Source organism: Oceanicella sp., from assembly GCF_056449545.1.
The window spans coordinates 21,835-47,195 of sequence record NZ_JBWOMN010000020.1; the positions used below are offsets into that span (position 1 = coordinate 21,835).

At 64.8% G+C, this 25,361-nt stretch carries 25 protein-coding genes; 15 read left to right on the forward strand and 10 right to left on the reverse strand.

Annotated elements, in window-relative coordinates; all coding sequences use genetic code 11:
• Positions 1-3: 3 nt before the first annotated feature.
• The 3 genes from AC1HC7_RS03450 to AC1HC7_RS03460 are packed head-to-tail and all read right to left on the reverse strand — an operon-like array spanning position 4 to position 2,356.
• A complete protein-coding gene (locus AC1HC7_RS03450; RefSeq protein WP_479495807.1) occupies positions 4-840 on the reverse strand; it encodes a shikimate dehydrogenase in 837 nt (278 codons plus the stop codon).
• Entirely contained in the window at positions 837-1,451 is a 615-nt protein-coding gene (locus AC1HC7_RS03455) for a Maf family protein (RefSeq protein ID WP_479495806.1), read from the reverse strand. The genes AC1HC7_RS03450 and AC1HC7_RS03455 overlap by 4 nt, the downstream gene beginning before the upstream one ends.
• An 8-nt stretch (positions 1,452-1,459) precedes the next feature.
• Positions 1,460-2,356: a pyruvate, water dikinase regulatory protein gene (locus AC1HC7_RS03460; protein ID WP_479495805.1), complete on the reverse strand. Its 897-nt coding sequence runs from the start codon at positions 2,354-2,356 to the stop codon at positions 1,460-1,462.
• A gap of 411 nt (positions 2,357-2,767) precedes the next feature.
• On the opposite strand from AC1HC7_RS03460, the gene hemE reads away from it, so the two are divergent.
• From hemE to AC1HC7_RS03500, 8 genes are all read left to right on the forward strand, one after another.
• Complete coding sequence (hemE, locus tag AC1HC7_RS03465; protein WP_479495804.1) at positions 2,768-3,805, forward strand: uroporphyrinogen decarboxylase; 1,038 nt, start codon at positions 2,768-2,770, stop codon at positions 3,803-3,805.
• A gap of 1 nt (position 3,806) precedes the next feature.
• On the forward strand, positions 3,807-4,259 hold the full coding sequence (gene hemJ / locus AC1HC7_RS03470; protein WP_479498692.1) for a protoporphyrinogen oxidase HemJ: 453 nt from the start codon (positions 3,807-3,809) through the stop codon (positions 4,257-4,259).
• Between the two features lie 156 nt (positions 4,260-4,415).
• Positions 4,416-5,687 carry a transcription termination factor Rho gene (gene rho / locus AC1HC7_RS03475; RefSeq protein WP_479495802.1) on the forward strand — a complete coding sequence of 424 codons (1,272 nt, stop codon included), beginning with the start codon at positions 4,416-4,418 and terminating at the stop codon, positions 5,685-5,687.
• Positions 5,688-5,753: 66 nt separating this feature from the next.
• Positions 5,754-7,061 (forward strand): tRNA uridine-5-carboxymethylaminomethyl(34) synthesis GTPase MnmE, encoded by a 1,308-nt coding sequence (gene mnmE / locus AC1HC7_RS03480; protein WP_479498693.1) that lies wholly within the window; start codon positions 5,754-5,756, stop codon positions 7,059-7,061.
• 3 nt (positions 7,062-7,064) lie between these two features.
• Entirely contained in the window at positions 7,065-8,939 is a 1,875-nt protein-coding gene (mnmG, locus tag AC1HC7_RS03485) for a tRNA uridine-5-carboxymethylaminomethyl(34) synthesis enzyme MnmG (protein WP_479498694.1), read from the forward strand.
• Complete coding sequence (gene rsmG / locus AC1HC7_RS03490) at positions 8,939-9,577, forward strand: 16S rRNA (guanine(527)-N(7))-methyltransferase RsmG (protein WP_479495799.1); 639 nt, start codon at positions 8,939-8,941, stop codon at positions 9,575-9,577. Before mnmG ends, rsmG begins: the two co-directional genes overlap by 1 nt.
• Positions 9,555-10,376 (forward strand): ParA family protein, encoded by an 822-nt coding sequence (locus tag AC1HC7_RS03495; protein ID WP_479495798.1) that lies wholly within the window; start codon positions 9,555-9,557, stop codon positions 10,374-10,376. Before rsmG ends, AC1HC7_RS03495 begins: the two co-directional genes overlap by 23 nt.
• A gap of 22 nt (positions 10,377-10,398) precedes the next feature.
• Positions 10,399-11,265 carry a ParB/RepB/Spo0J family partition protein gene (locus AC1HC7_RS03500; protein WP_479495797.1) on the forward strand — a complete coding sequence of 289 codons (867 nt, stop codon included), beginning with the start codon at positions 10,399-10,401 and terminating at the stop codon, positions 11,263-11,265.
• Here AC1HC7_RS03500 and holA read toward each other — a convergent pair.
• From holA to AC1HC7_RS03520, 4 genes are all read right to left on the reverse strand, one after another.
• Positions 11,247-12,224, reverse strand: a complete 978-nt coding sequence (holA, locus tag AC1HC7_RS03505) for a DNA polymerase III subunit delta (RefSeq protein ID WP_479495796.1) — start codon at positions 12,222-12,224, stop codon at positions 11,247-11,249. The genes AC1HC7_RS03500 and holA overlap by 19 nt on opposite strands.
• A 50-nt stretch (positions 12,225-12,274) precedes the next feature.
• Entirely contained in the window at positions 12,275-12,802 is a 528-nt protein-coding gene (gene lptE, locus AC1HC7_RS03510) for an LPS assembly lipoprotein LptE (RefSeq protein ID WP_479495795.1), read from the reverse strand.
• A complete protein-coding gene (gene leuS, locus AC1HC7_RS03515) occupies positions 12,789-15,365 on the reverse strand; it encodes a leucine--tRNA ligase (RefSeq protein ID WP_479495794.1) in 2,577 nt (858 codons plus the stop codon). The genes lptE and leuS overlap by 14 nt, the downstream gene beginning before the upstream one ends.
• Before the next feature lie 215 nt (positions 15,366-15,580).
• Positions 15,581-16,099 carry a DUF3576 domain-containing protein gene (locus tag AC1HC7_RS03520; RefSeq protein ID WP_479495793.1) on the reverse strand — a complete coding sequence of 173 codons (519 nt, stop codon included), beginning with the start codon at positions 16,097-16,099 and terminating at the stop codon, positions 15,581-15,583.
• Positions 16,100-16,400: 301 nt separating this feature from the next.
• On the opposite strand from AC1HC7_RS03520, the gene AC1HC7_RS03525 reads away from it, so the two are divergent.
• From AC1HC7_RS03525 to AC1HC7_RS03540, 4 genes are all read left to right on the forward strand, one after another.
• Positions 16,401-17,405: a porin gene (locus AC1HC7_RS03525; protein WP_479495792.1), complete on the forward strand. Its 1,005-nt coding sequence runs from the start codon at positions 16,401-16,403 to the stop codon at positions 17,403-17,405.
• Positions 17,406-17,648: 243 nt separating this feature from the next.
• Positions 17,649-18,647, forward strand: a complete 999-nt coding sequence (locus AC1HC7_RS03530; protein ID WP_479495791.1) for a porin — start codon at positions 17,649-17,651, stop codon at positions 18,645-18,647.
• 280 nt (positions 18,648-18,927) lie between these two features.
• Complete coding sequence (locus AC1HC7_RS03535; RefSeq protein WP_479495790.1) at positions 18,928-19,911, forward strand: porin; 984 nt, start codon at positions 18,928-18,930, stop codon at positions 19,909-19,911.
• An 82-nt stretch (positions 19,912-19,993) separates the two neighbouring features.
• Complete coding sequence (locus AC1HC7_RS03540) at positions 19,994-20,647, forward strand: YggS family pyridoxal phosphate-dependent enzyme (RefSeq protein ID WP_479495789.1); 654 nt, start codon at positions 19,994-19,996, stop codon at positions 20,645-20,647.
• Here AC1HC7_RS03540 and AC1HC7_RS03545 read toward each other — a convergent pair.
• A complete protein-coding gene (locus AC1HC7_RS03545) occupies positions 20,638-21,144 on the reverse strand; it encodes a L,D-transpeptidase family protein (protein WP_479495788.1) in 507 nt (168 codons plus the stop codon). The genes AC1HC7_RS03540 and AC1HC7_RS03545 overlap by 10 nt on opposite strands.
• Entirely contained in the window at positions 21,141-22,250 is a 1,110-nt protein-coding gene (gene ribA, locus AC1HC7_RS03550; protein ID WP_479495787.1) for a GTP cyclohydrolase II, read from the reverse strand. The genes AC1HC7_RS03545 and ribA overlap by 4 nt, the downstream gene beginning before the upstream one ends.
• 167 nt (positions 22,251-22,417) lie before the next feature.
• Here ribA and AC1HC7_RS03555 point away from each other — a divergent pair, with 167 nt between their 5' ends.
• The 3 genes from AC1HC7_RS03555 (at position 22,418) to AC1HC7_RS03565 (ending at position 24,866) form a co-directional block, all read left to right on the forward strand.
• Positions 22,418-23,104 carry a response regulator transcription factor gene (locus AC1HC7_RS03555; protein ID WP_479495786.1) on the forward strand — a complete coding sequence of 229 codons (687 nt, stop codon included), beginning with the start codon at positions 22,418-22,420 and terminating at the stop codon, positions 23,102-23,104.
• Positions 23,105-23,327: 223 nt separating this feature from the next.
• Positions 23,328-24,113: an exodeoxyribonuclease III gene (locus AC1HC7_RS03560; protein WP_479495785.1), complete on the forward strand. Its 786-nt coding sequence runs from the start codon at positions 23,328-23,330 to the stop codon at positions 24,111-24,113.
• A gap of 3 nt (positions 24,114-24,116) precedes the next feature.
• On the forward strand, positions 24,117-24,866 hold the full coding sequence (locus tag AC1HC7_RS03565) for an enoyl-CoA hydratase/isomerase family protein (RefSeq protein WP_479495784.1): 750 nt from the start codon (positions 24,117-24,119) through the stop codon (positions 24,864-24,866).
• A gap of 9 nt (positions 24,867-24,875) precedes the next feature.
• Here AC1HC7_RS03565 and AC1HC7_RS03570 read toward each other — a convergent pair.
• The coding region (locus tag AC1HC7_RS03570; protein WP_479498695.1) for a LolA family protein at positions 24,876-25,361 on the reverse strand (486 nt) is incomplete at its 5' end.

Below are 25,361 nucleotides of genomic sequence, written 5' to 3' on the forward strand. Positions count from 1 at the left end.
GGGTCAATCCGCCAGCACGTAGGCGCGCAGGTCGTCATCCACCTGCGGATCGACGCCGAACCAGCTTTCGAATCCCGGGCGGCCCTGATGCAGCAGCATGCCCAGCCCGTCGACGGCGCGCATGCGGCGGCTGCGGGCCTCGGCCAGCAGCGGGGTTTCCAGCGGCGCATAGACGATGTCGTTGACCAGCACGGTTTTCGGCGCCCGCTTCAGCGACACCGGCAGCGGCGGCTGGCCGGTCATGCCCAGCGAGGTGGTGTTGACGATGGTGGCGAGCCCGTCAAACGCCGCCTCGGCCTTGATCCAGTCCACCACCCGCACCTTGGCGCCCAGCTGATCGGCGAGGAATTCTGCCCGCGACCGCGTGCGGTTGGCGACGCGGATTTCCGGCGCCCCGTCGGTGAGCAGCGCCGACACCACCGCCCGCGCCGCGCCCCCGGCCCCGAACACCAGCGCCGGGCCGTCAGAGGCCTTCCACCCCGGCGCCCCGGCGCGCAGGTTCTCGAGAAAGCCGAACCCGTCGGTGTTGTCGGCGTAGATGGCCCCGTCCTCGCGGAAGGTGATGGTGTTGGCGGCGCCGATCAGCGCCGCGCGGTCCGACACCTTGGTGGCGAGCTTCAGCACGGTTTCCTTGAACGGAATGGTGACGTTGACGCCGCGAAATCCCAGCAGCGGCAGGGCGTGAAAGGCGGGTTCGAAATCGCGCGGCTCGACGCCCAGCGGCACGTAATGGCCGCGCAGCCCCTGCCGGCGCAGCCAGTGGCGATGCAGTCGCGGCGAACGGGAATGGGCGATGGGCCAACCGACCACTCCGGCAAGAGGCACGCGCATGTCGGTCATTCGATCAGATGTCCCCTCGTCCGAAGGAAGCCCAGAATTTCCAGCAAGGGAAGACCCAACACGGTGAAATGGTCGCCCTGAACGCGGCTGAACAGCTGTGCGCCAGACGCTTCGAGATGGTAGCAGCCCACAGTCTCGGTCACGGTATCGCCCAGACGGTCGAGATAGTCATCCAGAAAATCATCCGAAAACCCCCGCATCATCAGTTGCGCGCGTCCCACATGGCGCCAGATCGGCCGCCCCTCGGCGACAATCACCGCCGCCGACAGCAATTGATGGCTTTTGCCGCGCAGCGCGCGCAGCTGCGCCGCCGCCTCGCCCCGGTCTCCGGGCTTGTCGAACAGCCGGTCCTCGCAGACCAGCACCTGATCGGCGCCCAGCACCAGGCGGCCGGGGTCGGGCCCGGCGATCCCGGCGCCGACGCGCAGCGCCTTCATTTCCGCCAGCGTGTCGGCAACGTCGCGGGGCGGGGCGTTTTCCGCCAGCAGCGCGCGCTTGATCTCGGCCTCGTCGATGCGCGCCGGGCGGGGGTCGATCGCCACCCCGGCCTTGCGCAGCATCGCCGCCCGGGCGCGGCTGGCTGACGCGAGGATCAGGGGCGCGCGGGTCATCGGGGCGTTCATGCGGGCGCGTCGCGCGCACGCAGGGCGACCATGATCGAGGCGGCGGTTTCCTCGATGGAGCGCCGCGTGACGTCGATCACCTCGACCCCGTAACGTTCGAACAGCAGGCGGGACTGGGCCACCTCCTCGCGGATGCTGTCGAGATCGGCGTAATCCATGGCGCCGCCCCCGCGCATCCCCTGGCCGCCGATGCTTTCCAGCCGCTGGCTGCGGATCTGCGCCAGCCGGGCGGGGCTGACCACCAGCCCGAAAGCGGGCACGCCGGCGGCGATCGCCGTTTCCAGATCGCGCGGCGGCGGCTGATTGGGCACCAGCGGCACATTCGCGGCCTTGATGCCGCGCACCGCCAGATACAGGCAGGTCGGGGTCTTGGAGGTGCGGCTGACGCCAAGCAGGATCACGTCGGCGCGCTTCAGCCGATCGCCCACGGCGCCGTCGTCATGGGCCATGGCGTATTCGATGGCGGCGACCCGGTCGAAATAGGCGCGATCGGTGTCGTATTGACGCCCCGGGCGGCTCATGCGCGCCGGGCCGAGGCTGCGCGACAGGGTTTCGAACAGCGGGTCCAGCAGCGGCACGGCCGGCAAGCCGGCCGCCTGACAGCCCCGGCGCAGCCGTTCGGTCAGCGCCGCGTCCAGAATGGTGTAGAGCACCGTGCCCGGATTGGCGCGAATGTCCTCCAGGGCCGCGTCCACATCGGCCGCGTTGCGCACGAAGACGTGCAGGCGGCGCTGCACCGCCGGGTCATCGAACTGGCTGAGCACGGCGTTGGCCGCGGCGGAGGCCGTCTCGCCCGTCGAATCCGACAGCAGGTGAAGGACATGGCTGGTCAGAGTCCCGGCGCCCCTTTGCGTGGCATTGTTAACGAAGTGTTGTTGGTTGGCCGTCATCATGCAGCCGAGGCCCCTGCGGGGACAATTTCGAAAAGCGTGGACAAGACGCGAGATTCCGCGGCTGTTGCCTGGACGCGTCAGAAACGCCCGATTCATTCGACATGTGCATGGAGCGACCCAGGGTCGCGGTCCGCCCTGTGGAGAACTTTCCACCATGGCGCGCGCCTCGGCGCAGATCGCGGCGTTTTTTCATGTCAGTTATGTGAAAGCTCTCATTAGCTATTGTATTATCATGATAATTTATTGTTCATAACTCTGTGAACGCCCTTCGAAGACCGTGGAGCGCCGCGCCGGCATGGATTGAACCGTGGATAAATATGTGGATTGCCCGACTCGAAACGGTAATCCCCGCTGTCCACAGGTCCATCTACAAACTACAACCTAATCGACTCTTAAAAATCGAGGCGCCTCATGACCCGGGAGACAAAACTCCTCTTGCGCAGCCTGCGCGGCGAAACCCTGAGAACCCCGCCGATCTGGCTCATGCGTCAGGCGGGGCGCTATCTGCCCGAATACCGCGCGACGAGGGAAAAGGCCGGTAACTTTCTCGACCTCTGCTACAATCCGGATCTGGCCGTCGAGGTCACCCTGCAGCCGATCCGCCGCTACGGCTTTGACGCGGCGATCCTGTTCGCCGACATCCTGCTGGTCCCGCAGGCGCTTGGCGCCGATCTGTGGTTCGTGACCGGCGAGGGCCCTCGCCTGTCCACCGTCGCCGGCCCGGCGGATCTTGCGCGCCTGAAACCGGCGGACGCCATTCACGAAACGCTTGGACCTGTCTATGAAACGGTCAGGGGCCTGTCCCAGAGCCTGCCCCCGGAAACCACGCTGATCGGCTTCGCAGGCGCGCCCTGGACCGTCGCCACCTACATGGTGGCCGGGCGCGGCACCCCCAGCCAATTGCCGGCCCGCCGCCTGATCCTGGACGATCCCGAGACCTTCGGGCGGCTCATCGACCTGATCACCGACGCAACGATCGCCTACCTGTCGCGCCAGATCGAGGCCGGCGCCGAGGTGGTGAAACTGTTTGACAGCTGGGCAGGGTCCTTGAACGCGCGTGATTTCCAACGCTATTCGATCGCGCCCACAAAGCGCATCGTTTCGGCTTTGCGCAAGCGTTGGCCCGATCTGCCGATCATCGGCTTTCCGCGCTGCGCCGGAACCGGCTACAAGGCCTTCACCCGCGAAACCGGGGTCGATTGCGTCAGCCTCGATTCCACCATTGCCCCGATCTGGGCCAAGGACAATCTGCAGGGGCTATGCACGATTCAGGGCAATCTCGACCCGTTGCTGCTTGCCAGAGGCGGCGATCCGCTGATCACCGAGACCCGCGCCATCGTCGAAACCCTGCGCGACGGACCCTATATCTTCAATCTCGGCCATGGCATAACGCCGGACGTTGATCCCAAGAATGTAGATATCCTGGTAGAGACCATACGGGCGATGTAGTTTGGATTTTCTGTCAACTTACCATGATTGGCTAAAGGCTTTTCATGTCATCTCGGTCATCGCCTGGATGGCCGGCCTGTTCTACCTGCCGCGCCTGTTCGTCTATCATGCGGAGCAGGCGGCGCCGGGGTCGGAATTTTCCGAAATCCTGAAGATCATGGAACGGCGGCTGTATCGCGGGATCATGAATCCCGCCATGGGCGCCGCCTGGCTGTTCGGCGGCTTGATGCTGACAAGCCTCGGTTGGGACGGTCTCGCTGTCTCGGCCTGGCTGCAGGTGAAGCTGGTGCTGGTGATCGCCATGAGCGCATATCATGTGGCGCTTGGACGCTGGCTGCGTGGCTTCGCAGCGGACATGAATACGCATGAAGGTAAATTTTTTAGATATATCAATGAGATACCAACAGTGTTGATGATCGGCATCGTGATCATGGCCATCGCCGAGCCTTTTTGAACTGACGCTGAACAGCTTTGATTTGACAACCCGTCGCGCTTCGACTTATGGTTGCGCCGAAACGCGCTGGCGTTCTGCCGGACAGCGATACCCCTCCCCCAATCGCCTGAAGCGCAAACATGCGCAGCGTCAGGTCATGACAGGCTCTCCTCACCCATGGATATTCAGGAACTCAAGCTCTCCGAGCTCAAGGAGAAGTCGCCCACCGCATTGCTGGCCTTCGCCGAAGAACTCGAAGTCGAAGGCGCCACCAGCATGCGTCGCCAGGACATGGTGTTCGCCATCCTCAAGGAACTGGCCGAGCGCGATGTGGAAATCATCGGCGGCGGCGTGCTCGAGGTGTTGCAGGACGGGTTCGGCTTTCTGAGATCGCCCGAGGCCAATTATCTTCCCGGTCCCGACGACGTCTATATCAGCCCCACCGAGATCCGGAAATTCGCGCTGCGCACCGGCGACACGGTCGAAGGCTGGATCCAGGCGCCCAAGGAGGGCGAACGGTATTTCGCCCTGGTGAAGGTGCTGAAGCTGAATTTCGAGGATCCGGAGAATTCACGCCACAAGGTGCATTTCGACAATTTGACGCCGCTGTATCCCGACGAACGCCTGATCATGGAAATCGAGGATCCGACGATCAAGGACAAGTCGGCGCGGATCATCGACCTCGTGGCGCCCATCGGCAAGGGTCAACGCTGCCTGATCGTGGCGCCGCCGCGCACCGGCAAGACCATGCTGTTGCAGAATATCGCGCATTCGATCGCGCGCAATCACCCCGAATGCTACCTGATCGTTCTGCTGATCGACGAGCGGCCCGAGGAGGTGACCGACATGCAGCGCTCGGTGGCGGGCGAGGTCGTGGCCTCCACCTTCGACGAACCGGCGACGCGGCATGTGGCGGTGTCCGAGATGGTCATCGAGAAAGCCAAGCGGCTGGTGGAGCATGGGCGCGATGTGGTGATCCTGCTCGATTCGATCACTCGTCTCGGGCGCGCCTACAACACCGTCGTGCCGAGTTCGGGCAAAGTATTGACCGGCGGCGTGGACGCCAACGCGCTTCAGCGCCCCAAACGGTTCTTCGGCGCCGCGCGCAACATCGAGGAGGGCGGATCGCTGTCCATCATCTCGACGGCGTTGATCGACACCGGCAGCCGCATGGACGAAGTGATCTTCGAGGAATTCAAGGGCACCGGCAACTCGGAGATCGTGCTCGACCGCAAGGTGGCGGACAAACGGGTGTTCCCGGCGATCGACATCATCAAATCCGGCACCCGCAAGGAAGAACTGCTGGTCGGGCGCGGGGATCTCACCAAGATGTTCGTGCTGCGGCGCATTCTCAATCCCATGGGGCCGGCTGACGCGATCGACTTCCTGCTCGGCAAGATGAAGCAGACCAAGACCAATGCGCAGTTCTTTGATTCCATGAACGCCTGATACGGGTCTGACATTCTGACGAGGCCCGGGCATTGTCCCGGGTTTTGTCGTTTCCGGGAGCATGGCATGGAGACCGACACGATTTTCGCATTGTCCACGCCGCGCGGCCGCGCGGCGATCGCGGTCATCCGTGTTTCGGGACCGCTGGCGGATCAGACCCTGGCCCGGTTGACCGGCGCCGCCTTGCCGGCGCCAAGACTGGCCTCCGTTCGAACGCTGCGAAACGGGCCCGACGGTGATGCAATCGATGAGGCGCTGATCATCCGGTACCAGGATGGCCAGAGCTATACATGCGAAAACAGCTTTGAAATTCAATGCCATGGCGGAATTGCAGTGGTAAAGGCCCTGCTTGACGCCTTGGCCGATTCGCCCGGTCTGCGATTGGCGGAACCCGGGGAATTCACCCGTCGGGCATTGGAGTTCGGGCGGATGGACCTGTCCCAGGTGGAGGGGCTCGCGGATCTGATCGACGCGGAAACGCAAGCGCAACGGCGTCAGGCTCTGCGCGTGATGCGGGGCGATCTGACGCGAAGGGTGGATACATGGCGGCGGCTGCTCACCAGAGCCAGAGCATTGACCGAGGCCTCGATAGATTTTGCTGATGAGGAAATCCCCGACAACCTGAACATAGAAGTGGATCAACTGCTTGCCGAGGCACACAGCAGCCTTCTGAATACCCTGAAAGGCGCGAACGCGGCCGAACGAATCAGGGATGGATTTGAAGTCGCCATAATCGGCGCGCCAAATGCCGGAAAATCAACATTGCTGAACAGATTGGCCGGGCGAGATGTTGCCATTGCCTCCGATATTCCGGGAACCACGCGGGATGTTCTGGAGGTTCATATGGAGCTTGAAGGCCTGCCGGTGACCTTGTTGGACACGGCTGGATTGCGTGAAACACAGGATACGGTCGAATCCCTGGGCGTGGAGCGGGCCCGGTCTCGCGCTGCGGCGGCGGATTTGCGGGTATTGCTGGTCGGGCCTGATGAATGCATCTCTGACAAGTCGCTTCTGCAAAGCGGAGATCTGGAGGTATCCAGCAAAGCGGACCTTCAGGCTGGACCTTGCGAATTGCACCTTTCCGCTCATACCGGTCAGGGTATCGACGTTTTGACCAAGCGAATTGCCGACATCTTGAGCAAACGCGCCTCTGGGGCATCCTCGGTGATTCGACTACGGCAGCGAGTGGCGGTAGAACGGGCGTCGGAACTTATCGGAGAAGCTCGTTCCATCCTCGCAAACGGGCGGCGTGAAGATGAAATGGTCGCCGAATCCATACGGCTTGCGAATGCAGAACTGGCATGCGTGGTTGGTCGCGTCGATATTGAGCAGGTGCTTGACGAGGTGTTCTCCAGCTTCTGCCTGGGCAAATAGGGAATGTTTCACGTGAAACACCAGGACTTCGACGTCGCAGTCATTGGCGGTGGTCACGCAGGCGTAGAGGCCGCGCACGCGGCGGCGCGGCTGGGGGCAAAAACCGCATTGATCACCCACTCCATCGCCAGTTTGGGTCAAATGTCCTGTAATCCAGCGATTGGCGGACTGGGAAAAGGACATATCGTTCGAGAAATCGACGCGCTTGGCGGATTGATGGGCAAGTTGGCGGATCGAGCCGGCATCCAGTTCCGCTTGCTCAACCGCAAGAAGGGCCCCGCTGTTCGTGGCCCGAGGGCCCAATGCGACAGAGATCTCTACAAAAGGGCAACCCAAGGCGAAATCTCACAAACTCGAAATCTGCACATCATTCAGAACGAAGCGGTGGATATCTCCATGGAGACTATTGGTCTCAATGCGGTGTTTCTCGCTGATGGAACAAAGCTTTCGAGCAAATCCATCGTTATCGCCACGGGGACTTTTCTTCGGGGTGTCATGCATATCGGAGACAAACAGACCATCGGCGGTCGTACGGGCGACAGGTCTTCGACGCGCCTCGCAGAGCGGTTCGATGACCTCTCGTTGCCGCTGAAACGACTGAAAACCGGTACGCCGCCGAGGTTGGACCGAAAGTCCATAGATTTCACCAAGCTGGATATCCAGACAGGTGATATCCGGCCGACCATGTTTTCCTTTGAGAACGACAGACCGTCGGCGGAACAATTGGTTTGCCACATAACCCATACCAACGCCGAAACGCACCGAATAATCCGGGATAACGTATGTCGATCGGCGATGTTTTCCGGAAACATCTCCGGTGTGGGCCCAAGGTACTGCCCTTCGATTGAGGACAAGGTAGTCCGGTTTTCTGAGAGGGACTCGCACCAGATTTTCCTGGAACCTGAAGGACTTGAAAGCGATCTGGTTTACCCGAACGGCATTTCCACGTCCTTGCCGCTTGAGGTGCAAATCGAATTTGTTCGGACGATATCGGGCCTGGAACATGCGGAAATCGCGCAGCCAGGCTACGCGATCGAATATGATTACGTGGACCCGACAGCGCTTGACCGAACCCTGCAGGTCAAATGCCTGCCGGGCCTGTATCTTGCCGGACAGATCAACGGCACGACGGGGTATGAGGAGGCGGCTGGTCAAGGCCTCGTCGCGGGTCTGAACGCCGGCCTTCGCGCGCTTGGTCGGCCGAAGTTTTTAATGGATCGCGCCGATAGCTACATCGGCGTGATGATTGACGATCTCACGTCCAGGGGCGTGACAGAACCCTACCGCATGTTCACATCTAGGGCCGAGTACAGGCTTTCCCTCAGAATTGATAATGCAGATCAACGATTGACGCCAATCGGCGTGGAGTTGGGATGCGTGACGAAAGATAACGCCAAGGCGTTTCGCAAGAAGCTGTCCAGGCTCCAAAAGGCCATTGCGATCTGCAAATCGTTGACCATTTCTCCGTCTGACAGCAGGATCAATCACTTGAAGCTTGCTAAAGACGGCGAAAAGCGCACTGCTTTCGAACTGCTGTCCTACCCCGATGTTTCCATGAGCGATCTAACGATGATTTGGCCTGAACTGAACATTATTGTCCCTGCAACAGCCGAGCAGGTTTCCATCGAGGCCCTTTACGACAGGAGCATTGAGCGACAGAGAGCAGATGTCGAGAGAATGCGTCGGGATGACCGGGTTTCGTTGGACCAGATTGAGGACTATTCGACGATCGATGGTCTTTCCAACGAGCTCGCCGACAAGTTTTCTCGTTTGCAACCCGAAACCCTCGGGCAGGCCAGTCGAATCGAAGGCGTCACGCCCGCCGCCTTGACCTTGTTGATTGCTCATGTTCGAAAAATCGAAAGGAAATCTGCCTGATGGGCTATGCGAATGCCTTCGGAGCAGCCTTTGGTGTTTCACGTGAAACAATGGTCAGGCTTGAGGCCTACGCGTTCCTTCTTTCCAAATGGAATCCCAGGATCAACCTTGTAGCGAAATCGACAATCGATGACATGTGGTCACGCCATATGGCAGATTCCGCCCAATTGACCTCTCTGGCGCCCAGGACCATCCAGACATGGATCGACCTCGGGTCCGGCGGCGGATTCCCGGGGCTGGTCGTAGCCGCGCTGCTGTCCGAGTCAAATCCACCTGCAAGGGTGACTTTGCTCGAAAGCGATCAACGAAAATGCGTGTTTCTGGAGGCGGCCGCGCGTGCGATGACTATCGACGTGAATGTGTGTTGCGCACGTATCGAAGAGGTCAAGCCTGAAAAGTTCGATGTCATATCGGCCCGCGCCCTGGCGCCTCTGGATAAATTGCTGAGCTATTCCGAAGGTTTTTTCGCCCCCAACACGATCGGCCTGTTTTTGAAGGGGTCGAGGGCCAATAGTGAATTGACCAAGGCCCGCCGTAATTGGCATATTGATGCGAGGCTGCATCCCAGCCAGACCAATGAAGACGGCCATATCATTGAAATTCGGGAGCTTTCGCGTGCCAAACCCGCAGAAATCTGACGATTCGGGGGTGCGCGCCAGCGTTCTCGCGGTGGCCAACCAAAAGGGCGGCGTCGGCAAGACAACCACCGCCATCAATCTGAGCGCCGCATTGGTGGAAACCGGCCGCAAGGTGCTCATCATCGATCTCGATCCGCAGGGAAACGCCAGCACCGGCCTTGGCATCGGCGCGGATCGGCGTGAACTGACCAGCTATGACTTGCTTATCGGCGACTCCACGCCCCTCGAAGTGATCCAGGAAAGCAGTGTCGACGGCTTGTCCATCATCCCGGCAACGGTGGATCTGAGTTCGGCCGATGTCGAGATGGTCAAGGATCCCCGCCGCACGCGCCGCTTGCGCGACGTGCTTTCCAAGGCGCCGGAGATTCAGGACTTCGACCATGTCATCATCGATTGCCCGCCATCGCTCAACCTGCTCACCATCAACGCCATGGCTGCGGCACGAGGCGTGCTGGTGCCGCTGCAATGCGAATTCTACGCCATGGAGGGTCTTACCCAGCTCCTGACAACGGTTCGCGAGATTCGCCGCGGCCTCAACCCGGGCTTGAGCATCGAAGGCATCGTCCTGACCATGTATGACCGCCGCAACAACCTTTCGCAGCTGGTGGCCGAGGATGTTCGGCGCAATCTCGGCGATGTGGTCTACCGCACCGTGATCCCTCGAAACGTGCGCCTGTCCGAGGCCCCCTCCTACGCGGTGCCGGTCATGGCGTATGATTCCAACTCGACCGGCAGCCTCGCCTATCGCGCTCTCGCCAGGGAACTGCTGGAACGAGACCGCCCGGCCGCCGCCGCATGACAATGATTGACAGGATGAGATAATGGCCAGAAAGACACAGGCGAAAGGGTTGGGCCGCGGCCTGTCCGCGTTGCTCGCCGATAGCGACGAGGCTGCGGAGACGACCGCGTCGCAAGCGGATGCAACCGCCTCCATCGACCTCATCCGCCCCAATCCGGGGCAGCCGCGCAAGGATTTCAATGACAGCGAGCTTGACGAACTCGCCGCCTCCATCCGCGAGAAAGGCATCATCCAGCCGCTGATCGTTCGTCCGGATCCCGGTCGCAAGGCCGGTTGGCAGATCGTCGCCGGCGAACGCCGCTGGCGCGCGGCGCAGCGCGCCCAGCTACACGAAATTCCCATCATCGTCCGGACCCTCACCGATCTTGAGGTTCTGGAACTCGCGATCATCGAAAACATCCAGCGCAGCGACCTCAATCCCGTTGAAGAGGCCTCCGGTTTTTCGCAATTGATGGACAGTTTCGGTCATACCCAGGAAAAGCTTGCCGAAGCCATGGGCAAGAGCCGCAGCTACATTGCTAACTCCTTGAGATTACTAACACTTCCCGACGAAATTCTGACCTATCTTCGCGAAGGTCGTCTCAGCGCCGGCCATGCCCGCGCGCTGATCACCGCGGATGATCCGCTGCGGATGGCCGAAGAGGTCATCGCCCGCGGGCTATCGGTGCGCGCCACCGAGCAGCTCATCAAGGCCGCCAGGACCAGGCCCGCTCCGCCCCGCATGCCCCGCGAAAAAGACGCCGACACCCGCGCGCTGGAAGCGGATCTTTCCGCCGGGCTCGGTTTCAAGGTGGTGATCGATCACAAGGGCGATCGCGGCGGCGAGGTGCGGCTGCGCTATCGTTCGCTCGACGAGCTTGACGGCATCTGTCAGCTGCTGTCGCGCTGACCTCGACGCCGGGTCTCCATGGCGATGCGCATCAGCGTTCGCTCCAGCACCGCGAAAAACGGCGCCGGGCTCGACGAGCGCAGCGCCAGTTCGGTCTCGGTCAGCGCCGCAAGCGCCCGCTCCAGACCCGCGCGCCCCATCTTGCGCACCTGCGTCAGCATCGCCGCGCGCCGGGGGCCGAAGATTGGCGGCCGGGCGCGCTCGATGGCCCGGTCCGGCCCTTCGGGCGCGCAGGTCAGCGCATGCAGCTGGCGAAAATGCCGCGACACCCCGATCGACAGCGTCGTCGGGTTGACGCCCTGTCCAGCAAGCCGGAGCATCGCCTCCGGCAGGCCTTGCACGTCACCGCCGGCCACCGCCGCGATCACCGCGTCAACTTCGCCCTCCAGCGTCAGCGGCGCGCAGGCGGTCACGTCATCGCCGGTAACCGGCCCCCGATCCCCCAGCTTGTAAAGCCCGAGCTTGGCCACCACGCCGCGAAACTCTCCGGGGTCCAGGCCGTTGGCCAGCGCCAGCAAATCCTGCATGGCCGCGCCCTCGGCCTCTGGCGCGCCGGCCGCCTTCAGCATCGCGTCGATCTCGCCCCGGTCCGGCGGCTCGGCGTAGATCGGAATGGCGGCGGTTGCGCGCCCGGCCTCGAACAGCTTGCGCAGGGATGACGATGGCTTCAGCTGCCCGGCGGTCGCCACCAGCACCGCATGGGCCGGGTCCAGCCCGTCAAGCGCCGCCCGGATCGCCGCGGCGCAGCCGTCCCCGGCGCTCTCCAGCAGCACGATCTGGCGCCCGCCGAAAAATCCCATGGCCCGCATGGCGTTCGACAGCGAACCCGGATCCCGTCGCACCCCGGCGCCGTCAAGCCGCGTCAGGTTCATCTCCTCGCCGGCCAACCCGGCCACCAGACGTTCGCGCCCCTGCGCGGTTTCCCCCGGCGCCGGCCCGTACAGCAGAAAACCCTTCATCCCGGGATCAGGGCGCCTGATCGCGCGTTTCGCGTCCCGGACGGATACCTTCACTGCCCGGAGTCCCCGGCCTTTTCCAGCCCGACGGCGATCTGATTGGCGATGCGCTCGCCCAGATCCGCGGCGACCCGCTCCTCCGCGTCACGCTTGGCGGCGCGGGTGGCGTAAAGCGATCCTGTGGCGGAATAGGCTGACATGCTCTCCACATAGCCGCTGATCGGGGGCATGTCGTCGGGTCCGGTCAGCTCGTATCGGCTGTAGCCGCGCAAAACGAATCGGGTGATCGAACTGTCTTCAGTGATCGCCAGCCCGGATTGACGCAGCCGCATGTCGGCCACCAGATGCAGAGGCGCATCGGCCCCGGCGCGCCCCAGCCGCCGTTCCAGAGTCTGGCGCAGATAATAACCGACGCGGTCGGTGGGGGCTTCGATGCTCACCCGCCCCAGCGCCCCGCCCGAGGCCGAGGCCTCGCCATAAATGGGTTTGAAGCCGCAGCCGCTCAGCGTCGCCGCGAATGCTGCACCGCAGCATAAACGCCAGGCGGCGCGGCGCGACACGCCGCCTTCAAACCACGACATTGACGATCCGCCCCGGCACCACGATGATTTTTCGCGGCGAGGCGCCGTTCATGAATTTTCGCACCGTGGCGTCGTCCAGCGCCATGCGTTCGATATCCGCCTTCGCCGCGTCGCGCGCCACCCGGATTTCGGCGCGCCGCTTGCCGTTGACCTGCACCGGCATCATCACCGTGTCCTCCACCAGCAACGCCGGGTCCGCCACCGGCCAGGGATGCCCGGTCAGCAGGTTCGCATGGCCCAGCGCCTCCCAGATCTCCTCGGCGATGTGCGGGGCCATGGGGGCCATCAGCCGGGCGAGGCTTTCCAGCGCCTCGCGCCGGGCGAAATCCATGCCGGGCGCGTCGGATTTCGCCTTGCCGAAGGCGTTGGCCAGTTCGTAGATCCGCGCGATCGCCTTGTTGAAGGCGAAGCCCTCGATATCGGCGGTGGCCTCCCTGATCACGCGATGCGTCACCCGGCGCAGCGCCGTCGCCGCGTCGGACATGCCCTCCGGCGCCGCGCCGCCCACGGGCGAAAGCCCCGGCAGCGCCTCCTCGACCAGCCGCCAGACCCGCTGCAGGAACCGCCAGGCCGCCTCGGCGCCCGCCGCGGTCCATTCAACGTCCCGATCCGGCGGGCTGTCCGACAGGATGAACCACCGCGCCGTATCGGCCCCGAACTGGTCGATGATATCCTCGGGATCGACCACGTTCTTCTTTGATTTCGACATCTTGATCGAGGGCCCGACCTCGACTTTTTCACCTGTCTTGCCAACCACATATCCGCCATCGGCCGGTTCGATCTCATCCGGCGACAGCCAGCGCCCATCCGCGCCGCGATAGGTCTCGTGGCAGACCATGCCTTGGGTGAACAGCGCGGTCAGCGGCTCGACGGCGCTGTCGGGCAGATGCCCGGTCTTGTGCATGGCCCGGGCGAAGAACCGCGCATACAGCAGGTGCAGGATCGCGTGCTCCACGCCGCCGATATACTGGTCCACATTCATCCAGTAGCCCACGGCCTCCGGGTCGGTCGGGGTCGCGGCGCGGGGCGCGGTGAAGCGCGCGTAGTACCAGGAGGAATCGACGAAGGTGTCCATGGTGTCGGTCTCGCGCCGCGCCGCGCCGCCGCATTTCGGGCAGGTCGCGTCGCGCCAGGTCGGGTGCCGGTCCAGCGGGTTGCCGGGTTGCTCGAAGCTCACGCCCTCGGGCAGGCGCACCGGCAGGTTGGCCTTGCTTTCCGGAACCGCCCCGCAGGTCTCGCAATGCAGGATCGGGATCGGGCAGCCCCAATAGCGCTGACGGCTCGCCCCCCAGTCGCGCAGGCGGAAATTCACCTTGCGCTCGCCCATGCCCTCGGCCTCGAACCGGTCCGCGACCGCGGCGATGGCGTCGCGCACGCCCAACCCGTCCAGAAACCGCGAATTGATGATCTTTCCCGCCCCCAGATAGGGCTCGTCCCCGATGGCGAAATCCGCCGGGTCGCAATCCTCGGGGCAGACCACCGGCACCACCGGCAATCCGTATTTACGCGCGAAATCAAGGTCGCGTCGGTCATGGGCCGGACAGCCGAAAATCGCTCCCGTGCCGTAATCCATGAGAATGAAATTGGCCACGTAGACCGGCAGCGTCCACTCGGGATCGAACGGGTGGGCCACCCGCACGCCGGTGTCAAAGCCTTTTTTCTCGGCTTTCTCCATGGCCTCTTCCGAGGTTCCCATGCGCCGGCATTCGGCGTTGAACGCCGCCAGCCCCTCGACTTCGCCCTCCAGCGCCCTGGCCAGCGGATGATCGGCGGCCACGGCGCAGAAACTGGCGCCGAAGATGGTGTCGGGGCGGGTGGTGTAGACCTCGAGCGCCGCGTGGCCCTCCGGCGCGCCCAGGGTCCGAAAGCGAAATTGCAGGCCTTCGGAGCGCCCGATCCAGTTGCGCTGCATCAGCCGCACCTTCTCGGGCCACTTTTCCAACCCGTCCAGCCCGTCCAGCAGATCCTGCGCGTAGTCGGTGATGCGGAAGAACCACTGGGTCAGCTCGCGCCGCTCCACCAGCGCGCCGGACCGCCAGCCGCGTCCGTCCTCCACCTGCTCGTTGGCGAGCACCGTCATGTCCACCGGATCCCAGTTCACCACCGAGGCCTTGCGATAGATCAGCCCGGCGTCGAGGAAATCCAGGAACAGCGCCTGCTGCTGCGCCATGTAATCCGGATCGCAGGTGGCGAATTCGCGATCCCAGTCCAGCGACAGGCCCAGCGGCAGCATCTGCGCCTTCATCGAGGCGATGTTCTCGTAGGTCCAGAGTCCGGGATCGACGCCCCGCTCCATGGCGGCGTTTTCCGCCGGCAGGCCGAAGGCGTCCCAGCCCATGGGGTGCAGCACGTTGAAACCGCAGGACATCTTGTAGCGCGCCACCAGATCGCCCATGGCGTAGTTGCGCACATGCCCCATATGGATGCGCCCCGAGGGATAGGGGAACATCTCGAGCATGTAGTATTTCGGCCGGTCGCGATCGATCTCGGCGCGGAAACAGTTCCGCCGGTCCCAGATCTCGCGCCATTTCGGCTCGACCTCGCGATGATTGTAACGCGCCATGTGCATGCCCTCGGCTAGCGGCCGTCGCGACCGCCCGTACGGCGCCGCCTGTCCGGCGCCGCCACCTCAATACGGGCGCGTGGCGGGGTTTTCAATGCGCAGGGCGCGGATAGGCGGCCGCGCCGGGGACAGGGCGCGATCGGCCCCGGCCGCAGCGCGCGATCGCCGCAACGCCCGGGCGGCAGGCGAAACCGGGGGCCGCCGCCCCCGGGCCGTCACTTGTTCTTGGCCGCCAGCTCCTCGACCTTGATCTGGCGGGCGCGGGTCAGGATCGAATCCTCGATCCGGCGCGGGGTCTCCGGGCTGACCGCCGCCATGACCCAGGCGCCGTCCTCGCCTTTCACCTCGCGAAACACCGCGACCTTCAGCGACTGCGCCGCCAGATCCACGCTGGTCACGTAGGCGGTGACCTTGAAGCGTTCGTCGGGGGCGTTGCCGCTCATGCCCCAGTCGGTGGCGATCACCCCGGAAAACGGATCCGTGGAATTCAGCGGCAGGAAGGCCAGCGTGTCCAGCGCCGCCATCCACAGGTAGCGGTTGACGGCGATGTTGCCGGTGGTGGTCCGTTCTTCGCGCGTGGCGGCGAACAGGTCGCCGATGGTGGATTGCCGCTTGTCGGTGGTCAGGTCCGCGATGGACTTGTCGTAGTTCTCATAGGGCGCCTTGGCCCCTTCGCAGGCCGAAATGGTCAGAACCAGCCCCAGGCACGCTATGGCCCGCATGATAGACGTCACGCCGTATCTCCTCGCGCATGCGCGACCCCAAGCGCGCTTCGGAAAGCATTTAGTGGCCAGCGCCGCGACCTGTAAACCCCCGCCGCGCGCGCGGTCGTCGCGGGCCGGGCCTTCCGCCTGACGGGATGCCGCCCAAAAATCGCCGCATTCGTTGCAGCCGGCGCACAGCCGACCCCGATCGCGGGGCGGTCGCGGGCATGTGAATTGACGGTCACGACCCCGTGTCACGAATGTGTCCGCGACCTGACGGGGGACAAGCCTGGCGACAGGTCAAGGCATCGCAACAACCGCGAGATACATCATGAAACGCATTCTTATCGCTTCGACCGCCCTGGTTGCGGCGACCGTCGGCGCCCAGGCGGCAGAGCCGCTCAAGGTCAGCGTGAACGGCTACATGTACGCCGGCATCGGCTACAATGACGACGGCGTAGCGCGCAAGGATATCGGCGTCGTTCGCGACGGCGAGATCCACTTCAAGGTCAAGGGCTCGTCCGACAACGGCCTGACCTTCGCGGCGCGCATCGAACTCGAGGCCTTCACCTCGGGCGATCAGATCGATGAGAACTACGTCACCGTGTCCGGCGCCTTTGGCGCGGTGCAGATCGGCGCGAACGATTCCGCCATCAACAACATGGCCACCGGCGTCCTTTACGCGCCGGGCGGCAAATACGGCCACTACGACGCCTTCGGCGAATCGGGCTACGACAGCTCGATGAACTTCTTCGGCGATGACATCGGCATCGCCTACACCACGCCGAACTTCAACGGCCTGCAGGCGCAGTTCAGCTACCAGCCGAACGGCTCCTCGGATGGCGGCGGCGACACCAACATCCTGTCGCTCGGCGCCCAGGACGAAATCGCGGCGGCGATCAACTACCGCGGCGAATTCGACGGTTTCGCCGTGCAGATCGCCGGCGGCTACGCGCAGGCCGATTTCGCCGCCGGCGACTTCACCCAGTGGATGGCCGGCGCCCAGGTCGAATACGCCGGATTCATTCTCGGCGGGTTCTGGCAGAACTACGACTTCGACACCCCGGCGGGCGACGCCAATGACTTCGTGGTCAACGGCTCCTACACCACAGGACCGTGGAACATCGGCGTCGGCTATGCGCTGATCGAAGCCGGCGCGGCCACCTACGGCGCCGCCTCGGCGCTGGGCAACACCGGCGACGCCGACAAGCTCGGCGGCTGGGTCACCTACTCGCTGGCCCCGGGCGTCAACGTCACCGGCGCCATCGAGTACTACAATCAGGACGGCGGCACCGACGGCTACGCCGCAGCGCTCTACATGGGCCTGTTCTTCTGATCCCGGCCCGCTCGGGCTGACCGACGCAAGAGAAGACCCGCCCCCAGGCCTGACGATCGCCACGGCGATCCGACGGGGGCGGGTCCGTTGATTTTGTTGCCCCCCCGACACATGCGCGCCGCCCACTTTTCTCAGGCGGAAAATAATCTTGACCCCGCGGGCCCTTTTTAATGAAAGTCCCTCTGACCTTCGGGGGACAAACCCGACGAAGGGCAAGACATCGCAACAACCGCGAGGGACATCATGAAAACCATCCTTATCGCTTCCACCGCGCTCATCGCGGTCGCCTCCGTTGCCCAGGCTTCGGAGCCCCTGTCGCTGAAAGTCACCGGCTACATGTACGCCGGCATCGGGTACGTCGACAACGGCGTGAACCTCGAAGACATCGGGATCATGCGTGACGGCGAAATTCACTTCAAGGTCAAGGGTTCGTCCGACAACGGCCTGACCTTCGCGGCCCGCGTCGAACTCGAGGCCTTCACCTCGGGCGATCAGATCGATGAGAACTACGTCACCGTGTCCGGCTCCTTCGGCACCGTGCTCATCGGCGCGAACGACTACGCCATCAACAACATGGCCACCGGCGTGATCTACGCCCCGGGCGGCAAGATCGGTCACTACGACTCCTTCGCCGAATCCGGCTATGACAGCTCGATGAACATCTTCGGCGATGACATCGGCATCACCTACACCACGCCGAACTTCAACGGCCTGCAGGCGCAGTTCACCTACCAGCCGAACGGCGGCTCGGATGGCGGCGGCGACACCAACACCCTGTCGCTCGGCGCTCAGGACGAACTGTCCGCGGCCCTCAACTACCGCGGCGAATTCGACGGCTTCGCGATCCAGCTCTCGGGCGGCTACGCCCACGCTGACATCGGCACCGGCGACTTCACCCAGTGGATGGCCGGCGCGCGCGGCGAATTCGGCGGCTTCGTGGTCGGCGCCTTCTGGCAGAACTACGACTTCGACACCGCAGCGGGCGACGCGAATGACTTCGTGATCAACGCCGCCTACTCGACCGGTCCCTGGACCATCGGCGCGGGCTATGCCTTCACCGAAGCCGGCGGCGCCAACTACGGCATCTCGGGCGGTCTCGCCGACACCAACAAGTTCGCTGGCTGGGCCACCTACGCCCTGGCCCCGGGCGTCAGCGTCACCGGCGCTGCCGAGTACTACGACCAGGACACCGGCGGCAACGACGGCTTCGCCGCGATGCTCTACATGGGCCTGTCCTTCTGATCTGACGATCAGTCAAACGACTTGCGCAAGAGCAGGCCCTCGGGCCTGCTCTTTTTCGTTGCCGACCCCAACCAATCCCCGGCCAATGTTAACCACCGTTCAGATCGCGCCGATTCATTGACAATCTGTTTCTATTTAGTCGCTTGAATCAGCAAATTTCGGGCTGAACCCGGGCGCCGGTTGCATCGCAGCAACTGAATATTATGCTCGGATCACTGCGTTTCGCAGCCCGTCATCGTCCCGACGGTCATTTCGGAACAACTCTGGAACGAGCAAGCCCATGAAACCGATCATCGCCTCAAGCGCCGCGCTCGCCGCGACACTGCTGCTCTCCTCCACCGCGATCGCCGCCGAACCGCTGAAGCTTTCCGTCAGCGGCTACATGGCCGCCGGATTCGGCTATGTCGAACGCGCTGGAACCAACCAGTCCGACATCGGCGTCCTGCGCGACGGCGAGATCCACTTCGAGGTCAAGGGCTCCTCGGACAACGGCCTGACCTTCGAGGCCCGCGTCGAACTCGAAGTCTTCACAACCCGCGACCAGATCGACGAAAACTGGGTCAGCGTCTCCGGCGATTTCGGCACGCTGATGATCGGCGGCATTGACAGCGCCAAGACCCGCCTGCAGGTCGGCGTGCTCTATCCCAACCCCGACAAGATCGGCTATTACGACGACGATGCGGACCAGGGTCTGACCGGCGGCGTCGATGGCGGCACGGACAGCATCGGCATCCACTACACCACGCCGAATTACGGCGGTTTCCAGGCCGCGTTCTCCTACCAGCCCAGCGCTTCGGACGACGGCGGCGGCGACACCAACATCCTGTCGCTGGGCGCGCAGGACGTGCTGGCGGTGGCCGGCGGCTATCGCGGCTCGTTCAGCGACGTCGACGTGGCTTTCTCCGCCTCGTTCGAATCCACCGATTCCGCCACTGGCAGGTCCGAGACCTGGGGCCTCGGCGCCGAGGCCGGCTATGGCGGTTTCGTCCTCGCCGGGTATTTCGAGGAAAACTACGACGACACCGAGGATTACGTCATCGGCCTTGGCTATCAGTCCGGCCCCTGGACCATCGCCGGCGGCTATTCGCTGACCGATTCGGCCGGGGCGGATGACGTCGACACCTTCTCGGGTTGGGTCTCCTACCAGTTGGCCCCGGGTCTGCGCCTGACCTCGGGCCTGACCTACGCCACCGGCGGCGCCGTCCCGGCGGGCACCCACAACGACGGCGTCATCGGCATGTCCTGGATGACCCTGGACTTCTGATTTCGCCCACCGGGCGTAGTTGCCAGACCAAGGGGGCGGGTCCGCCGGGCCCGCCCCTCGCCATGTCGCGTCGGAGCCCCCCATGTCGCTCGCAGAAATCACCGATCGCGTCCGCAAGGCCGAAGCCCGGGCCAACCGCGCCCCCGGCTCGGTGACCCTGGTCGCGGTCTCCAAGGTGCAGCCGCTGGCCCGGGTCGAATCCGTGCTGGAACAGGGCCACCGCGTCTTCGGCGAGAATCGCGTGCAGGAGGCGGCGGGCAAATGGCCCGATCTGCGCGCCCGCCACCCCGGCGTCACGCTGCACCTGATCGGACCGCTGCAAACCAACAAGCTGCGCCAGGCGCTGGACCTGTTCGACGTGATCGAGACCCTCGACCGCGCGAAACTGGCCCGCAAGCTGGCCGACGAAGCCCAGGCGCGGGGCGCATGCCCCGACCTGTTCATCCAGGTCAACACCGGCGAGGAGCCCCAGAAAGCCGGCGTCCTCCCCGCCGGAACCGATGATTTCATCGGCGCATGCCGCGCCATGGACCTGCCGGTGCGCGGCCTCATGTGCATCCCGCCGGTGGAGGAAGAACCCTCGCTGCATTTCGCGCTGCTGCGCAAGCTCGCCGAACGCAACGACCTCAAGAACCTGTCCATGGGCATGAGCGCCGATTTCGAATCGGCGATCTCGCTGGGCGCCACCCATGTGCGCGTCGGTTCGGCGCTGTTCGGCGCCCGCGATTACGGCTGAGCGATCGCCACCCGGCTCGCCGGCGTCCAGCGCGCCAGAATCCAGCGCAGATCGCGCGGCGCGAAGGCGACGCAACCCTCGGTGGGATGCCGCGGCCCGCGCCAGATATGCAGGAAAATCGCGCTCCCGGCCCCGGGACTGGCCGCGCCCCGGTTGAAATCCATGTCCACGACGATGTCATACAGCCGGTCGGCGCGCGCCATGCGCTCCGCCGAAAACCCGCGCCCCAGCGCCACCGGCGCGTTGTAGGACGGATCGCGCGGATCATCCGACCAGCCCAGACCGGGCCCGACAGGCGCGCAGGGCAGGCGGGTCGCGGGCCGCGCGATCCGGTCCGCCCGCCAATACACCGCGCGCAGCGCGAATCGCCCTGCCGGCGTGGCGCCGTCGCCCTCGCGCTTGACCGCCGCGACGCCGCCGCGCCCGATGGCGCAGGCCATGCGCCGCCCCAGAAACCGCGCCTCCATGGGCGTCACCAGCAGATCGGCGCTCCTCACAGCAGATGGCCGCTCTTCGCCGCCTTGACCGCCAGATACCCGGCGTTGAGCGGGTTTTCCCCCACCGTCAGCGGCACCCGCTCGACCACCTCGATGCCGGATTTCGCCATCATCCCCACTTTGCGCGGGTTGTTGGTGAGCAGCCGCACAGCGCGAAAACCCAGCCGCCGCAGGATCGTCGCGCCGATCTGGAAATCCCGCTCGTCATCCTCGAACCCCAGCCGGTGATTGGCCTCCACCGTGTCAAATCCCTGATCCTGCAAGGAATACGCACGCATCTTGTTGGCCAGCCCGATGCCCCGCCCCTCCTGATTGAGATACAGCAGCACCCCGGCCCCGTCGGCGCCGCCCTCGGCGGCCATGCGCGCCAGCGCCGCGCGCAGCTGCGGGCCGCAATCGCATTTCAGCGACCCGATCACATCGCCTGTGAAACAGGCCGAATGCAGCCGCGCCAGCACCGGCGCATCGCGCGGCGGCGCGCCGATCTCGATGGCGTAGTGTTCTTCGGACCCGTCGCGGGGGCGGAACACATGCACCCGCCCGGCCCGGGACACCGCCAGCGGCACCCGCGCCTGGGACACCGCATCCACTTCCACCGCCGCGTCGATGCGCATCAGCGCCTCGATGTCGAGCGCCGAAAGCCCCTCGGCCCGGGCCAGCGCTTCGCCCGCCGCGCGGCTTTCCAGTTCGGCCACCACCGCCGCGGGCAGCAGATGCGCCTGCTTGGCCAGCCGCACCGCCGCGCGGTGCAGATCCGCCGCGCCCGCGCGCCGGGTGCGAAACGGCCCCTTCATGGGCGCGTCCAGGTCGGTGGCCGGGTCGGCGATCAGCCGCAGCCGCGCCATGTCGTCGCCGGGTCCGGCGACGATGCGCGCGATGTCGCCGTCATAGGCCCGCGCCTTCAGCGTCTCGGCGCGCCGGGCGGTGATCGCCAGATCCGTCGCCGCGCCGCGCCGCCGCAGTTCCGCCAGCCGCGCCGGGCTCAGGGTCTCCGCCGCGCCGGCCAGCGCCGCGCGATCCCCGGCCAGCAGCACCACCGCCGCGCCGATGCGCAGCTCGGCGCGAATGCGCGCGGCGCGCTCCTCGATGCTGAGAGCCAGACTCATCCGCGGTTCCTCATCTTCGCCCGACCCATACCGGAGCCCCCGGCGCTTTGAAACAATCCATGTAGAGCGCTAACACCTCTGTGAAAATGTCTGAAACTTCTTTTGCAAATCCTGCGGCGCCCCCACATCGATCCTCAGACCCGCCCCAACAGCACAGGAGTCCCGCCATGGCCGCCCCGAAGAAAATCCTGCTCGTGGATGATGACGAGGATTTGCGCGGCGCCCTCGCCGATCAACTGGTGCTGACCGAAGACTACGACGTGTTCGAAGGCGACACCGGCGCCGCGGGGCTGGAAAAGGCCAAGGCGACGATCTACGATCTGGTGATCCTCGACGTGGGCCTGCCGGACATGGACGGGCGCGAGGTCTGCCGCCTGATGCGCAAGCAGGGCGTCAAGTCGCCCATCGTCATGCTCACCGGTCACGCCTCGGACGCCGACGCCATCCTCGGGCTTGATTCCGGGGCCAATGACTATGTGACCAAGCCGTTCAAGTTTCCGGTGCTGCTGGCCCGCATCCGCGCGCAGCTGCGCCAGCACGAACAATCCGAGGACGCGGTGTTTTCCATCGGCCCGTATTCCTTCCGCCCGGCGGTGAAGATGCTGCTCGATGAAAACGAAAAGAAGATCCGTCTGACGGAAAAGGAAACCAACATCCTGAAATTCCTTTACCGCGCCAATGATGCGGTGGTGGCGCGCGACGTGCTGCTGCACGAGGTCTGGGGCTACAACGCCGGGGTCACGACCCACACGCTGGAAACCCATATCTACCGCCTGCGCCAGAAAATCGAACCCAACCCCTCCGAAGCCCAGCTGCTGGTCACGGAATCGGGAGGATACCGTCTGGTTGTGTGAGCGCCCTTGCACCCGCCGCATTCGTCACTACCTGAGCGTTAACCCTAGGGAGAGCCCGCCACCGTAGGCGGCGTTCACCGGGTCGTCCCCTCGACCCGGCAGAAATTCTCTTCTGGAGGGCGGCGCCCGGCGATCCCCTCTCGCCGGGCGCTTTTCGCATGTTTCGGGTTGAGCCGCCGGGCCCAGCCGCTACAACGGGACCTCCCGTATCGCCGGAGGCCCCATGCCCATCACCATCTGCACCTGGAACATCAATTCCGTGCGCCTGCGCGAAGGCCTGGTCATGCGATTGCTGGAGCAGGAATCCCCGGACGTGCTCTGCCTGCAGGAACTGAAATCCCCCACCGACAAGGTGCCCCTCGACGGCTTCGCGTCGCTGGGCTACCGCCATGCGGTGACGCGCGGGCAAAAGGGCTATAACGGGGTGATGATCCTGTCGCGCCTGCCCATCGAGGACGCGGGCCAGCGCGACTATTGCCAGAAGGGCGACGCCCGCCACGTGGCCGCGCGCCTGCCCGGCGGCGCGGTGCTGCACAATGTCTATCTGCCCGCCGGCGGCGACGCGCCCGACATCGACGCCAATCCGAAATTCGCCCACAAGCTGGATTTCGTTGACGAGATGGGCGCCGCCTTCGCCGATTCGCGCGATCCGGCGATCCTCGTCGGCGACCTCAACATCGCCCCCGGCGAAGACGATGTCTGGTCCCACAAGCAATTGCTGAAAGTGGTCTCCCACACCCCGATCGAGGTCGAAAAATTCAACGCCGCGCGCCAAGCGGGCGGCTGGACCGATACGGTGCGCGCCCAGATCCCCGACGGAAAGCTTTATTCCTGGTGGTCCTATCGGGCCCGCGACTGGTCGGCGGCGGACAAGGGCCGCCGGCTCGACCATGTCTGGGCCCGGGGCGGGCTTGAAAACGCCGTCGCCTCGGCGCGGATCCTGCGCGCGGCGCGGGGCTGGGAAAAACCCTCGGATCACGCGCCGGTCTTCGTCAGTTTCGATATCTGAGCCATGATCGAACACCGCATCGACGGCGACATCGCCCGCCTCGCCCTGAATCGCCCCGAAAAGCGCAACGCGCTGGAACTGGGCGACATCGCCGATTTCGCCGCCGCGCTCGACGGCCTGCGCGCCCATGCCCCGCGGGCGCTGATCCTCACCGGCGCCGGGTCAAAGACCTTTTGCGCCGGGGTGTCGCTGGGCGATGTGGGCGGGGCGGACACCTGGGCTGAAAACCCGCTCACCGCGCTGTGCGACGCGCTCGAAGGCTTTCCCTGCCCGACCATCGCCGCGCTCAACGGCGGGGTCTTCGGCGGCGGGGCCGAGATCGCGCTCAGCTGCGATTTCCGCATCGGCGTCACCGGCATGCGCTGCTTCATTCCGCCCGCCCGGCTCGGCATCCATTACGAACCGGCGGGCCTGGCCCGGGCCGTCGCCACGCTTGGCGCGCAGGCGACGCGCCGCCTGTTCCTTGCGGTGGACGCCTTCGACGACGAAGCCCTGCGCCGCATCGGCTTCGTCGATGATCTGGTCGCCCCCGACGATCTGGCCGCGGCCGCCGACGCCCTCGCGCGGCGCATCGCCGCGCTCGCGCCCATGGCGGTGCAGGGCATGAAGCGGACCATCAACGAAATCGCCCATGGCCGCCTCGACGCCGAGGCGGCGGCGCGCCGCATCGCCGCCTGCTGGACTTCCGAGGATCTGGCCGAGGGCCTCGCGGCCATGCGCGACAAGCGCGAGCCGGCGTTCAAAGGCCGCTGAGGGGGCCCGTCAGCGGTTCGACTTGTCCTTGCAGATGTCGAGGATCACCCGCTGGGGCAGGAATTTCTCGATGCCGATCTTGATGTTCTGGCGCACTTCGCTCAGCGCCACGGTGGTCACCTGTCCCTGCGCGTCGGTGACGATCCATTGGCGCAGCTCCAGCGGGTTGTCCGAGAATATCAGCGTGATCGAACCCTGATCCGGGTTGCTCGGGTTGATCGCGGTCACCCGCATCTGCCCGGGGCGACGGTCGATCTTTTTCACCGCGCCTTCCTTGCGCAGATCGATGCGATCGCGCAGCAGCAGGTCCAGCGGCGTGTCGCTCAGCGGCGCGGTCTGCTGGGAACAGGTGCGCAGGTCGAACACCACCACCCAGGTGCCGTCCGACACCACCAGCGCCGGGTTGGGCGGGGTGTATTCGAAGCGGATCTTGCCGGGGCGCGAGATGTAGAACCGCCCGTCCGAGGTCTCGCCGTTGGGGGCGATCTGCACGAA